We start from the raw sequence: 13,393 nt of genomic DNA on the forward strand, positions 1-13,393 counted from the left end.
CCGCCGAGTAATAAAAACAATGCACCCAAGCCGGACTGATACACCCGCGCTGTCGCGCCGTGGCCTGCTGAAATTCAGCCTCGGCGCCACGGCGTTCCTCGCCACCGCTGGCCTCGGTGCCAGCCTCAGTGGCTGCTCGTCGAGCATCGCGGCCAACGGTTTTGTCTCACTGCGCGACGGCGATCTGCTGTTTCTGCGCGCGCTGATTCCGGTGATGCTCGACGGCGCCGTCGCGGCCGAAAAGCTGCCGACTGCGGTCGATGGCACGCTCAAGTCGCTGGACTACAGCCTCGATCACCTGTCGCCGGAAATGCTCAAGCTCACTCGGCAACTGTTCGATGTGCTGGGCATGGCCGTCACCCGCGGGCCGCTCACCGGCATCTGGGGCAGTTGGGAAAACGCCAGCCCCGAAGCCATGCGGCATTTTCTCGAGCGCTGGGAAAACAGCTCGCTGAGTCTTTTGCGCATGGGCCATAGCTCGTTGCAGCAGATGGTGATGATGGCGTGGTACACGCGCCCGGAATCCTGGGCGCACTGCGGATATCCCGGGCCGCCCACGGTTTGAGAATCGTGCCGCTCCCTTCGCGAGCAGGCTCGCTCCCACAGGGGATCGCATTCCAATGTGGGAGCGAGCCTGCTCGCGAAGGGGCCAGTCGCCACACCTTGCATCCAAAATAATAAAAGAGAGCCCGACCGATGCCCGTACCCGATCCTTTCCGCGAAGGCCTTGCCCGCGGCTGGAAAACCTACAACGGTTCGCAACTGACCGACGACCTGACCCTTGAAGCCGACGTAGCGATCATCGGCAGCGGCGCTGGCGGCGGTACCACTGCGGAAATCCTCAGCGCGGCCGGCTACAAAGTCCTGCTGATCGAAGAAGGCCCGCTGAAAACCAGCTCCGACTTCAAGATGCTTGAAGCACAGGCCTACAGCAGTCTTTATCAGGAAGGCATCGGGCGCATGAGCAAGGACGGTGCGATCACCATCCTGCAAGGCCGCGCGGTCGGCGGCACGACGCTGATCAACTGGACCTCGAGCTTCCGCACCCCCGATCCGACCCTCGAACACTGGGCTCGCGAACACAACGTCAAAGGCCACAGCCCGGCGGAAATGGCGCCGTGGTTCGAAAAAATGGAGCAGCGCCTTGGCGTCGCACCATGGTTGGTGCCGCCGAACGCCAATAACGACGTGATCCGCAAAGGCTGCGAACAGCTCGGCTACAGCTGGCATGTGATCCCGCGCAACGTGCGCGGCTGCTGGAATCTCGGTTATTGCGGCATGGGCTGCCCGGCCAATGCCAAGCAATCGATGCTGGTCACGACCATTCCGGCGACGCTGGAAAAGGGTGGCGAGCTGCTGTACCTGGCGCGCGCCGAGAAACTGCTGATCAGCGGCGACAAGGTCACCGGTTTGCAGTGCGTGGCCATGGACGAGCGCTGCGTCGAGCCGACCGGTCGGCGCATCACCGTGCAGGCGCGGCATTACGTGCTGGCCGGCGGCGGCATCAACAGCCCGGCGCTGCTGCTGCGTTCGGACGCGCCGGACCCGCATGAAAACCTCGGCAAACGCACCTTTCTGCACCCGGTAAACATGTCCGCCGCGCGCTTCGACGAAGTCATCAACCCGTTCTACGGCGCGCCACAGTCGATCTACTCCGACCATTTCCAGTGGAAGGATGGCACCACCGGACCGATGGCCTTCAAACTCGAAGTGCCGCCACTGCATCCGGCGCTCGCGGCGACGTTGCTCGGCGGCTTCGGCGCAGAAAATGCGCAGCACATGGCGGACTTGCCGCACACCCACGCCATGCTCGCCTTGCTGCGTGACGGTTTTCATCCGGACAGCGTTGGTGGCGCGGTCGAGCTGCGCGGCGACGGTTCGCCGGTGCTCGACTATCAGGTTTCGCCCTACGCCTGGGACGGTTTACGCCGGGCCTTTCACGTCATGGCGGAAATCCAGTTCGCCGGTGGCGCAAAATCGGTGATGCCGATGCACGCTGATGCGCGCTACGTGAAAACCCTGGCTGAAGCGCGCAGCCTGATCGACGGTTTGAGCCTTGAGCTGTATCGCACGCGCCTGGGCAGCGCCCACGTGATGGGCGGCTGCGCCATGGGTGAGGATGTCAAAAGCGCGGTGACCGACAGTCTCGGGCGCCATCATCAATTGGCTAATCTGTCGATCCACGACGGCTCGCTGTTCCCCACCAGCATTGGCGCCAACCCGCAATTGTCGGTGTATGGCCTGACCGCGCAATTGGCGACGTCCCTCGCCGATCGGCTGAGAATTCCATGAAAAAACCGATGATTGCCGGCGTCTATAGTGCTTTCTTACCGCACAGGCGACTTGGCCGACCGGTTAGGCTGCGATACCATCCGACTCCCCAACGGACTCCCGCCAGGACGACGCGATGAACCGAGTGTTGTACCCAGGTACCTTCGACCCTATTACCAAGGGCCATGGCGATCTGGTCGAACGCGCCTCGCGCCTGTTCGATCATGTGATCATTGCCGTCGCCGCCAGCCCGAAAAAGAACCCGCTGTTCCCGCTGGAACAACGCGTGGAACTGGCGCGCGAAGTCACCCGGCACTTGCCGAATGTGGAAGTGGTCGGCTTCTCGACGCTGCTGGCGCATTTCGCCAAAGAGCAGAACGCCAATGTGTTCCTGCGTGGTTTGCGCGCGGTGTCGGACTTCGAATACGAATTTCAGCTGGCCAACATGAACCGTCAGCTGGCGCCGGATGTGGAGAGCCTGTTCCTCACGCCGTCGGAGCGTTATTCGTTCATTTCCTCGACGCTGGTGCGGGAAATTGCCGCGCTGGGCGGCGATATCAGCAAGTTCGTCCACCCGGCCGTGGCCGACGCGCTGACCCTGCGCTTTAAAAAGTAACGACCGTTCAAACGGCGCCCGCGTGCACTGCGGGCGCCAATGCGGCACAATTGCGCGCATTGATTTATAGCGCCCGGGCCTGCCGCCCCGGCTGGAGTTAGCATGTCCCTGATCATCACCGACGATTGCATCAACTGCGACGTCTGCGAACCCGAGTGCCCGAACGCCGCCATCTCCCAAGGCGAAGAGATCTACGTGATCGACCCCAACCTGTGCACCCAATGCGTCGGCCACTACGACGAACCGCAGTGCCAGCAGGTCTGCCCGGTGGATTGCATTCCACTGGACGAAGCGCATCCGGAGACTGAAGAACAGTTGATGGACAAGTACCGCAAGCTTACCGGCAAGGCCTGATTTTTCAGCGCCTGTCAGGTTCTCTTCGCGAGCAGGCTCGCTCCCACATTTGAAATGCATTCCCATGTGGGAGCGAGCCTGCTCGCGAAAGGGCCATCAGCAACACCACAAAACCCGGCTCACTCGCGCTGCTCAAACCCCTCCCCCGTACACCCCAGACACCGCACGAACGCCGCCTTAGCCGGGTCGACCACCAGCGCCTGCCCCGCATCGCCGACCCCGCCGCCCAGGGCGGTGAACGGTAACGACACGACAAATGCCCCGGCCCCGATCACCGTCGCCACGACCAATAACGGCCGAGCGATCAGCAGATCGCCGAGCATGGCGTAAGCCGGTGGGTTCTGGATGGTGTAGCGCGGATCACCGCTGCCGTTTTCCGAGGCCCGGGCAACCAGGCTGGAACACAACAGCAGCGTGACGAAGAGGACTTGCAGGCATTTCATGGCGCGATCCTTCGGGCTGAGCAGTGAGACTTCTCACTATAGACCCCAGGATTTTTTTCAGGTCTGGCAGCGCGGGCAGAACACGCTGGCGCGCTGCCCGAGCTTCACTTCGCGCAGGCCGGTGCCGCAGACCTTGCAGTGTTCACCGCCGCGGCCGTAGACAAACAGCTCCTGCTGGAAATACCCCGGCTGCCCGTCGCCGCCGATGAAATCACGCAACGTGGTGCCGCCGCGCTCGATCGCTGCGGCGAGAATGCGTTTGATCTCGATCGCCAGCTTCAGATAGCGCCCCCGCGAAATCCCGCCGGCCGCCCGACGCGGGTCGATTCCGGCGGCAAACAGCGCTTCGGTCGCATAGATATTGCCGACCCCGACCACCACCGCGTTGTCCATGATGAACGGCTTGACCGCCATCGCCCGCCCGCGCGACAGCTGAAACAGCCGCTCACCATCGAACAGGTCGGTCAACGGCTCGGGGCCGAGGCGAATCAGCAATTCATGATTGAGCGGATCGCGGCTCCACAACATCGCACCGAAACGCCGTGGATCGGTGTAGCGCAGCGCCAGCCCCGACTCCAGCTCGATGTCGACGTGCTCGTGCTTGAGCGCCGGCAACCCGGCTTCGACCAGGCGCAGATTGCCCGACATGCCCAGATGGCTGATCAGCGTGCCGACCTCGGCATTGATTAGCAGGTACTTGGCGCGGCGCTCGACCAGCACGATGCGCTGCCCCGACAGGCGTACATCGAGGTCTTCGGGGATCGGCCAGCGCAGACGTCGGTCGCGCACGATGACCCTGCTGACGCGCTGGCCTTCCAGATGCGGAGCAATGCCGCGGCGGGTGGTTTCGACTTCCGGCAATTCAGGCATGCTGTCCTCGAATCAATGCGCGCCGAGGTCGCGGATCGTTTGCTTGAGGGTTTCGAAGTCGTAGTCCGACAGACCGACGTAGTCGAGCACCAGCGGGCCGACGGCGTTCCACTCGAAGTCTTCAGTCTGGTTGCCCAGCACCCGGTACGACGCGCAGATGTGCTCGGCCATTTTCAGAATCGCCAGGAGGTTTTTCAGCTGGCTGTTTTTCGACGACTCATCGCTGAAAATCGCCAGGGCGTTGTGGTGATTGGCGATGGCCGCGCTGACATGCTCCGGCAACCGCCAGGATTTCGCGGTGTAATAACCGACCACCGCGTGGTTGGTGTTGAACACACGGTTTTCCGTGTCGACCACACGGCATTCCGGGCTGGCACTGGCGTAGGCCTCTTCCAGCACGGTCATGTAATCGGGGAAACGCTGCAGCATCAACGGCACACCGCAATCGTGAAACAGGCCCAACGCATAGGCTTCATCGCCAGCCTGGGTGCCGATGCGCTTGGCCAGGGTCAGGCAGGTCATCGCCACGTCCTGGGCGGTGTCCCAGAAACGGTTGAGGGTGACGATGGTGTCGTCGTTCATTTCGCCCTTGATCGACTGCGCGTTGATCAGGTTGATGATCGAACGGCTGCCCAGCAGGTTCACCGCGCGCTGGATCGAGGTGATCTTGTTGCTCAGGCCGTAATACGGAGAGTTGACGATCTTCAACAGTGCGCCGGACAGGCCAGGGTCCTGGGAGATCAGCTTGGCGATCACCTCCAGATCCGGGTCGGGCATGTACTGCTCCATTTGCAGATCCACCATGATCTGCGGTTGCGCCGGCACACTGATGCCTTGCAGCGATTGTTGAATCTGTTCGGTGGTCAGCTCTTGGGACATAAGTACACACTCTGGGACAGGCGGCGATTCTAACCGCTGCAAACGCACGGCGACACACCGACGGGCACATCGTCGGAACTTTCATTCAAGCCCAGGCTTCGGAATCTGTGAGGCCCGCTGCACTTTTCACGTCCGGCGCGGTGAAAAAATCCCACAGACTCAGGAGCTTATCGATGGCTAATTCCCTGAACGGCAAACGCGTCGCTTTTTTGGTAACCGATGGTTTCGAACAGGTGGAACTGACAGGTCCCAAGGAAGCCCTTGACCAGGCCGGCGCTCAGACCGAAATTCTCTCGGCGAAGGCCGGCACGGTCAAAGGCTGGAACCATGACAAACCGGCGGACGACTTCCCCGTCGCCAACACCTTCCAGGCCGTGGACATCGATCAGTACGACGCCGTGGTCCTGCCCGGCGGTGTGCAGAACTCGGACACCATCCGCATCGATGAAAATGCCCAGCAACTGGTCAAGTCTGCCGCCTCGGCCGGCAAGCCGATCGCGGTGATCTGTCATGGCGGCTGGCTGCTGATTTCGGCGGGGCTGGTCGATGGCAAAACCATGACCAGTTACAAAACCCTCAAGGACGATCTGGTCAACGCCGGTGGCAACTGGGTCGATCAGGAAGTGGTCAAGGACGGCAAACTGATCAGCAGCCGCCAGCCGGACGACGTGCCGGCGTTCAGTCAGGCCCTGATTGACGCACTGGCTGCGTAATCTTCGGCACCCCTTTCGCGAGCAGGCTCGCTCCCACCTTGGAACGCATTCCAAATGTGGGAGCGAGCCTGCTCGCGAAGGGGCCATCCGCTTTTCATCGCACGCCAGACCGGAGCACGTGTCAACACGCTATACTCCCGCTCTTTTTTCCGGAGCGACGTCATGTCCCTGCCTAGCTTGCGCCTCAAAGCCAACGCCGACCGTCGCCTGCGCGCCGGTCACCTGTGGGTCTACAGCAACGAAATCGATGTAGCCGCCACCCCGCTGCACGGCTTCAACGCCGGCGATCAGGCCATCCTCGAAGCCGCGGGCGGCAAGCCGTTGGGCATCGTCGCAATGAGCCCGAACAACCTGATCTGTGCCCGTCTGCTGTCGCGCGACATTAAGGTAGCGCTGGACAAGTCCTTGCTGGTGCACCGTTTGAACGTGGCGCTGTCGCTGCGCGAGCGTCTGTTCGACAAGCCGTTCTATCGCCTGGTCTACGGCGATTCCGACCTGCTGCCGGGCCTGGTCGTCGACCGTTTTGGCGACATTCTGGTGGTGCAGATCGCTTCGGCGACCATGGAAGCGCACAAGGACGATGTGATCGCCGCGCTGACCCAAGTGCTCAAGCCAAGCGGCATTCTGTTCAAGAACGACTCCGCGGCCCGTGATGCCGAAGGCCTCAACCGCTACGTCGAGACGGTGTTCGGTCTGGTTCCGGAATGGGTTGCGCTGGAAGAGAACGGCGTTAAATTCGAAGCGCCGGTGATTCAGGGGCAGAAAACCGGCTGGTTCTACGACCACCGCATGAACCGCGCCCGCCTCGCTCCTTACGCCAAAGGCAAACGCGTCCTCGACCTCTACAGCTACATCGGTGGCTGGGGTGTGCAAGCGGCCGCGTTCGGCGCCAGCGAAGTGTTCTGCGTCGACGCTTCGGCGTTCGCCCTCGACGGTGTAGAGCGTAACGCGGCGCTGAACGGTTTCGCTGACAAGATGACCTGCATCGAAGGCGACGTTTTCGAAGCCCTGAAAGAATTGAAGGCCAGCGAAGAGCGCTTCGACGTGATCGTGGCCGACCCGCCCGCCTTCATCAAGCGCAAGAAAGACATGAAAAACGGTGAAGGCGCCTACCGCCGCCTGAACGAGCAAGCCATGCGCCTGCTCAACAAGGACGGCATCCTGGTCAGCGCGTCGTGCTCGATGCACCTGCCCGAAGACGACCTGCAGAACATCCTGCTGACCAGCGCCCGTCACCTGGATCGCAATATTCAGTTGCTGGAGCGTGGCGGTCAGGGTCCGGACCACCCGGTGCACCCTGCCATCGCCGAAACACGCTACATCAAGAGCATCACCTGCCGCCTGCTGCCTAACAGCTGATTCATGCGGATTACGGGGGAGCCAGCAGGCTCCTCTGTTTGTTTTTGCACCCCGTCCCGGTGTGATTTTTCGACCTGCTCTTCAAACTTCCTACAACTACTTTCCGCCCGTCATGCAGGACGTTTCTCTGCACCTGTTAATTAATGAAACTTTGCCTACAATCTTAACTAATCACAAAGACAGCTCCGACAAAATTACTGGAATTTTCCTACCGAATATCCGCTTGCCAATAATCCATTACAAACTATTATGAAGTTGTCACCACGAGGTGACTTCAACTATCAATGAACATGGAGTTCACATCATGAAAAGCATCTCTCTGGAAAGTAAAAAACTCGCAAACCTGGCTTTTCTGGTTTCCGCTAAAGCCCGTTAAGTAAGGCAGGACGCCGGGGAGTGCCGGCAAACCGGCGTCCTTTCCACTTTACCCAGAGTGATCGCCCTCATGCACATCAATCCCTTTCTCTTCATATTGCCGCGCCCTTCCGGACAAGTCATATGGAACTATAAAGACCATACTCAATATGAACTTGATCTCGACTATACAATTCGCCTGGCGCACCTGATCGACAACCCGAAACTATTCGACAAGCAAAACATCATAGACATAGAACTATTGAATGCAGGCATTCTAACTACTTCAAAACTCGACAACTCATCCTGGGGCTGGGATGAATTATCGAAGATTTATCATATCGGCACACAAAATATTCCGTGTGAACATACACCCCAAAATATCCAGGAGTGGTCCAGGCACTATCTGGCGCACTGCAATGAAGTGCTCGCCGCACCGCCACCGGCGACAGATCGTCCAGGACGCAAGGCAGAGCAACGCATTGCCTTGCCCCGGCCCCGCGCATTGAAGGACGAGAGTCTGACGCGCGCCCTGCTGCAGCGAAAAACCTGCCGTACCTACACAGGTGCAGCGGTCACGCTGCATGACCTCGGTACGCTGCTTTATCTTTCTTTCGGTTATCTCGAAGAACGCGAGCATGACCGCGATGACAGAGTCGCCCACGGCCTCGGTGCTCGCCGAAGCAGCCCTTCCGCCGGTGGGCTGAACGCCTGTGAAGCCTTTCTGCTGGTACAGAATGTCGATAGTCTGGATCCGGGCGTCTACAGCTACCATCCAGCCGAGCATTCGCTGAGCCCGGTCAATCCTTTGCCAGAACCCGCGCTGGGCCAATTGCTCGCTGGCCAGCATTTCATCAATGACCTGCCATTGGGTGTTTTCATCACCGCTCGTTTTGACCGGCTCTGGTGGAAATACGAACACTCAAGGGCCTACCGCATGGCCTTCGTCGAAGCCGGCCATCTGTCGCAGACTTTCCAGTTGGTTGCCACGGCGCTCGGCCTCAATACCTGGTTGACCGGTGCGTTTGCCGACCAGCAGGTCGAAGCCCTGCTCTCTCTTGAGGGCAGCGCCGAACAACCGCTGTTCTTCGTCGGCTGCGGGCAAAGCGACGGCCAGGCGATGTGCGACGAGATGCACGAGCTGTTAAGCGAGGGCCGCGCATGAGCCTGACGACTGCCGAGCCGGATGAGGCGCCGGTGTCATGGGCGCTCAAGTTCACCCTCAAGGATTGGGAAAGCCGCGCCTCGGTGCGCAGCAGCACCCACGACTACCTGTTACCGGACGACGTGGCCCTGCAACTGCAAACCCGTTACTGGTTTCCTCCGGCCTTCATTGCCTATCTGGCGCATCCGGCCGTTCAGGCAGCAGGGCGCGACGTGCAGCAGCGATTGTCCGCCAACCACCTGGTGCACTTTCTCGATTACACCACCCTGCTCGAACACCGCATCGTCAATCGCGCCGTGGAAGTGATCGTGCACCGCGAGCTGCCGGTTTTCGTGCCGCTGGCGATGAAACACGCAGCGTTGCAGCTCTACACCGACGAGGGCTACCACGCGTTGTTCTCCAATCGGCTGGCTGAGCAGATCGCCGGGTTCTATGGCATCACCGGGCGCCCAGCCCTGCCGAAGCGCATCGCACGCCTTAACGCCTTGATCGCCCGCACCCCGGAAAAGCATCGACCACTGGCATGGTTTCTGCTCGGTTTCGTTTCCGAAACCATCATTGCTCGCGAGCTGCTGGACGTGTGCCGCGACAGCCTGGTGTCCAGCGTCAGTGACATGCTGCGCGATCATCTGACCGACGAGGCCCGCCACAGTCGTTATTTCGCCGAAGTGTTCCACTACCTCTGGCTGTCGATGCTCAGCCGCCAGCGCACCTTCGTGAGCAGAACCCTGCTGGAAATCATCGGCATCTTTTTCGAGGCCGACGAACGCTGGCTGCAACAGAGCCTGCGTGGTGCAGGCATTGCCGAGGCGGACGTGATGGAAATCGTCCGTGGCATGGCCACGGTGCAGGCCAATCGCGCACGGGCGCGATCAGGTGCCGTCGCCACGCTGGATGCACTGAACAAGGCCGGTTTTTTTGCGCTGGCCCATAACCGGACACTTTTTGCCAGGGCAGGACTGATCGATGCATAACGTAACAGCCGTGGTAACCGCCGGGCAGCGCCGCGCAGCGGTGAGCCTGTTACTGGCGATGGTGCTGCTTGGCGTGTTCCCGCTGGATGTATTGCTGCCCTCATTTCCAGCATTGGCGGCGCACTTTGCCCGTTCACCGGCAGACATCGCGCTGTCGATCAGTCTGTTTGCGGTGGGCATTGCGTTTGCCCAGTTGTTGATCGGTCCGCTGTCAGACGTTATTGGGCGCAAGGGCTTGCTGCTGGCGGGCATGAGCGTGTCGATGCTCGGCGCAGTCGGTTGCGTGATGACGAGCGATTACACCCTGTTCCTGGTCTTCCGGGTCATGCAAGCAGTGGGGTGCGGATGCTTCGTGCTGTCCCAGGCGCTGGTGCAGGATCTGTTCGAAGGGGCTGAGCGCGACCGGCTGCGCATCCTGATGGTCACGGCCACCGGGATTTTCATCTCGGTGTCGCCGCTGGCCGGGACTTTCCTGCAGGCCACGCTCGGCTGGCGCGGCAGCTTCTGGGTGTTCACGGCGCTGTCCGCCGTGGTGCTGGCCAAGGCCTGGGTGTTTTTGCAAAACAGCCGGCCGGCCGACAGCAGTGCGCGGGTCGGCTTCGTCCGCTCCTATCGCCGCGTATTGGGAGATTTTGAGTTTGTCGGTTACTGGCTGATATCGGCGTTTGCCTTCGCCTGCCATTTTTCCTTCATCGTGATTTCACCGCTGATCTTCATGGATCAACTGCAACTCGCGCCCTATGACTTTTCGTTGATTCTGCTGGTGTACGGTGCCGCCTATGTCGTCGGCGGCATTCTTGCCGCCGTGTTGAACCGGCGCATCACCCCGGTGCAGCAGATATTCACCGGGCTCAGCCTGATATTGCTGGCGGGGCTGGCAATGCTGTATCTGGCCGCCGAGCATGCGCTGGCCCCGGTCACGGTGCTGATCCCGATGCTGATCTGCACCGCCGGCACCACCATTGCCCGCCCTGCCGCGACGTCCCGGGCCATGAGCCTGTTTCCTGAAAACGCCGGTACCTCGGCTTCGGCGGGCAGCACGATCATTTTCATTTGCGGCGGGCTTATCAGCGCGTTGATCAGCCTCAGCCCGAGCAATCTGCAAGCGACGCTGGGTTACTGCTTCGTGCTGCTGAGCGCAGTAGCGCTGCTGCTCAACCACAGGCTTAACCGACGCTCCAGTAATCTTGCTACCAGTGCCGTGGCGCAGCCCGGCGGCGATTGAAGCTGCCAGTCGTCATTCCATACCGACCGTCTGCACGGCGCAGCACGTTGCGCCATTCCCTCCAGACGCCAGCGGTGTAGAATCGCCTCATTCATCGCCATTCATCCCCGGCGGGTTTATGAGCTCAGGCTGAGACCAGCGGCGATCCCGCAACGTCATCGGCAACCTGCGTAACACACGGCTATTTCCGTGGGTTGCAGAGGTCCATAGAAGCTCACTCCCCTTTAGCACCTGATTAGCACCTGATTAGCCGCCCGGAGTGTTCCATGCCAGATTATCGTTCCAAAACATCCACCCACGGCCGCAACATGGCCGGTGCCCGCGCACTGTGGCGCGCCACGGGGATGAAGGATGACGACTTCAAAAAGCCGATCATCGCCATTGCCAACTCGTTCACCCAGTTCGTACCGGGCCATGTACACCTGAAGGATCTGGGCCAACTGGTCGCCCGCGAAATCGAACGTGCCGGCGGTGTGGCAAAAGAATTCAACACCATTGCCGTGGATGACGGCATCGCCATGGGCCACGACGGCATGCTCTATTCGCTGCCGAGCCGCGAGATCATCGCCGACTCCGTCGAGTACATGGTCAACGCCCACTGCGCCGACGCCATCGTCTGCATCTCCAACTGCGACAAGATCACCCCGGGCATGTTGATGGCAGCGTTGCGCCTGAACATTCCGGTGATCTTCGTTTCCGGCGGCCCGATGGAAGCCGGCAAGACCAAACTCGCTTCCCACGGCCTCGATCTGGTCGACGCCATGGTGATCGCCGCCGACTCCAGCGCCTCTGACGAGAAAGTCGCCGAGTACGAGCGCAGCGCCTGCCCGACGTGCGGTTCGTGCTCAGGCATGTTCACCGCCAACTCGATGAACTGCCTGACCGAAGCACTGGGCCTGGCCTTGCCCGGCAACGGTTCGACCCTCGCCACCCACAGCGACCGCGAGCAATTGTTCCTGCAGGCTGGCCGCACCATCGTCGAGCTGTGCAAGCGTTACTACGGCGAGAACGACGACTCGGTGCTGCCGCGCAACATCGCCAACTTCAAGGCGTTCGAGAACGCGATGATGCTCGACATCGCCATGGGCGGTTCGACCAACACCATCCTGCACTTGCTCGCCGCCGCCCAGGAAGCCGAGATCGATTTCGACCTGCGCGACATCGACCGCCTCTCGCGCAGCGTTCCGCAGTTGTGCAAGGTTGCGCCGAACATTCAGAAATACCACATGGAAGACGTGCACCGCGCCGGTGGCATTTTCAGCATCCTCGGTTCGCTGGCCCGTGGCGGCCTGCTGCACACCGATCTGCCAACCGTGCACAGCCGCAGCATGGAAGAAGCCATCGCCAAGTGGGACATCACCCAGACCAGCGACGAAGCGGTGCATCACTTCTTCAAGGCCGGCCCGGCAGGCATTCCGACGCAGACCGCGTTCAGTCAGTCGACCCGTTGGGAAACCCTGGACGACGACCGTGAAAACGGCTGCATCCGCAGCTTCGAGCACGCCTACTCGAAAGAGGGCGGCCTCGCTGTGCTGTACGGCAACATCGCGCAGGATGGTTGCGTGGTGAAAACCGCGGGTGTCGACGAGTCGATCCACGTCTTCGAAGGCAACGCGAAGATCTTCGAAAGCCAGGACAGCGCCGTGCGCGGCATCCTCGCTGACGAAGTGAAGGAAGGCGACATCGTCATCATTCGCTACGAAGGCCCGAAAGGCGGCCCGGGCATGCAGGAAATGCTCTACCCGACTTCGTACCTCAAGTCCAAAGGCCTGGGCAAAGCCTGTGCATTGCTCACCGACGGCCGTTTCTCCGGCGGCACGTCGGGCCTGTCCATCGGTCACGCTTCGCCAGAAGCTGCCGCTGGCGGCGCGATCGGCCTGGTGCAGGATGGCGACAAAGTGTTGATCGACATTCCGAACCGCTCGATCAACCTGCTGGTCAGCGACGAGGAACTGGCGGCACGCCGTGCCGAGCAGGACAAGAAAGGCTGGAAACCGGTCGAACAGCGCCCACGCAAAGTGACCACCGCGCTCAAGGCCTACGCCTTGCTGGCGACCAGCGCCGACAAGGGTGCTGTACGCAACAAAGCGATGCTCGACGGCTTGTAAGCGTCCAGGCGCAGAAACAAAAATGCCCCGCTAAATTACGGGGCATTTTTTTATCCGTCTGA

The 13,393-nt window shown here is 60.9% G+C and carries 13 protein-coding genes; 10 read left to right on the forward strand and 3 right to left on the reverse strand.

Annotated elements, in window-relative coordinates; translation table 11 throughout:
* The first annotated feature begins 19 nt into the window (after nt 1-19).
* From ACGSLL_RS06350 to ACGSLL_RS06365, 4 genes are all read left to right on the forward strand, one after another.
* Nucleotides 20-565 carry a twin-arginine translocation pathway signal protein gene (locus tag ACGSLL_RS06350; protein ID WP_394504180.1) on the forward strand — a complete coding sequence of 182 codons (546 nt, stop codon included), beginning with the start codon at nt 20-22 and terminating at the stop codon, nt 563-565.
* 131 nt (nt 566-696) lie between these two features.
* Complete coding sequence (locus tag ACGSLL_RS06355; protein ID WP_394504182.1) at nt 697-2,292, forward strand: GMC family oxidoreductase; 1,596 nt, start codon at nt 697-699, stop codon at nt 2,290-2,292.
* Nucleotides 2,293-2,407: 115 nt separating this feature from the next.
* A complete protein-coding gene (gene coaD, locus ACGSLL_RS06360; RefSeq protein ID WP_042606545.1) occupies nt 2,408-2,887 on the forward strand; it encodes a pantetheine-phosphate adenylyltransferase in 480 nt (159 codons plus the stop codon).
* Nucleotides 2,888-2,989: 102 nt separating this feature from the next.
* Nucleotides 2,990-3,241, forward strand: coding sequence for a YfhL family 4Fe-4S dicluster ferredoxin (locus ACGSLL_RS06365; protein WP_394504185.1), 252 nt, complete (start codon nt 2,990-2,992; stop codon nt 3,239-3,241).
* A gap of 119 nt (nt 3,242-3,360) precedes the next feature.
* On the opposite strand, the gene ACGSLL_RS06370 is transcribed toward ACGSLL_RS06365, so the two are convergent.
* Genes ACGSLL_RS06370 through ACGSLL_RS06380 form a run of 3 tightly spaced genes read right to left on the reverse strand, consistent with a single transcriptional unit; the run spans nt 3,361 to nt 5,379 of the window.
* Nucleotides 3,361-3,684: a multidrug transporter gene (locus ACGSLL_RS06370; RefSeq protein WP_258451259.1), complete on the reverse strand. Its 324-nt coding sequence runs from the start codon at nt 3,682-3,684 to the stop codon at nt 3,361-3,363.
* A gap of 57 nt (nt 3,685-3,741) precedes the next feature.
* A complete protein-coding gene (mutM, locus tag ACGSLL_RS06375) occupies nt 3,742-4,554 on the reverse strand; it encodes a bifunctional DNA-formamidopyrimidine glycosylase/DNA-(apurinic or apyrimidinic site) lyase (RefSeq protein WP_394504187.1) in 813 nt (270 codons plus the stop codon).
* 12 nt (nt 4,555-4,566) lie between these two features.
* Complete coding sequence (locus ACGSLL_RS06380; protein ID WP_208941026.1) at nt 4,567-5,379, reverse strand: HDOD domain-containing protein; 813 nt, start codon at nt 5,377-5,379, stop codon at nt 4,567-4,569.
* A gap of 227 nt (nt 5,380-5,606) precedes the next feature.
* Between ACGSLL_RS06380 and ACGSLL_RS06385 the strand changes: the two genes are divergently transcribed.
* From ACGSLL_RS06385 to ilvD, 6 genes are all read left to right on the forward strand, one after another.
* Nucleotides 5,607-6,146, forward strand: a complete 540-nt coding sequence (locus ACGSLL_RS06385; RefSeq protein WP_394504189.1) for a type 1 glutamine amidotransferase domain-containing protein — start codon at nt 5,607-5,609, stop codon at nt 6,144-6,146.
* Between the two features lie 162 nt (nt 6,147-6,308).
* Nucleotides 6,309-7,505 (forward strand): class I SAM-dependent rRNA methyltransferase, encoded by a 1,197-nt coding sequence (locus ACGSLL_RS06390; protein WP_093429813.1) that lies wholly within the window; start codon nt 6,309-6,311, stop codon nt 7,503-7,505.
* Nucleotides 7,506-7,950: 445 nt separating this feature from the next.
* Nucleotides 7,951-9,024: a SagB family peptide dehydrogenase gene (locus tag ACGSLL_RS06395; RefSeq protein ID WP_394504192.1), complete on the forward strand. Its 1,074-nt coding sequence runs from the start codon at nt 7,951-7,953 to the stop codon at nt 9,022-9,024.
* Nucleotides 9,021-9,998 carry a diiron oxygenase gene (locus ACGSLL_RS06400; RefSeq protein ID WP_394504194.1) on the forward strand — a complete coding sequence of 326 codons (978 nt, stop codon included), beginning with the start codon at nt 9,021-9,023 and terminating at the stop codon, nt 9,996-9,998. The genes ACGSLL_RS06395 and ACGSLL_RS06400 overlap by 4 nt, the downstream gene beginning before the upstream one ends.
* Nucleotides 9,991-11,223 (forward strand): multidrug effflux MFS transporter, encoded by a 1,233-nt coding sequence (locus tag ACGSLL_RS06405; RefSeq protein WP_394504196.1) that lies wholly within the window; start codon nt 9,991-9,993, stop codon nt 11,221-11,223. The genes ACGSLL_RS06400 and ACGSLL_RS06405 overlap by 8 nt, the downstream gene beginning before the upstream one ends.
* Nucleotides 11,224-11,489: 266 nt before the next feature.
* The gene (gene ilvD / locus ACGSLL_RS06410; RefSeq protein WP_394504198.1) at nt 11,490-13,331 is read left to right on the forward strand and encodes a dihydroxy-acid dehydratase; all 1,842 of its coding nucleotides are present in this window, start codon (nt 11,490-11,492) and stop codon (nt 13,329-13,331) included.
* Nucleotides 13,332-13,393: the final 62 nt, after the last annotated feature.

Origin of the sequence: Pseudomonas retamae, from assembly GCF_043496865.1 — a bacterium.
In the GTDB taxonomy this organism is placed as follows: domain Bacteria; phylum Pseudomonadota; class Gammaproteobacteria; order Pseudomonadales; family Pseudomonadaceae; genus Aquipseudomonas; species Aquipseudomonas retamae.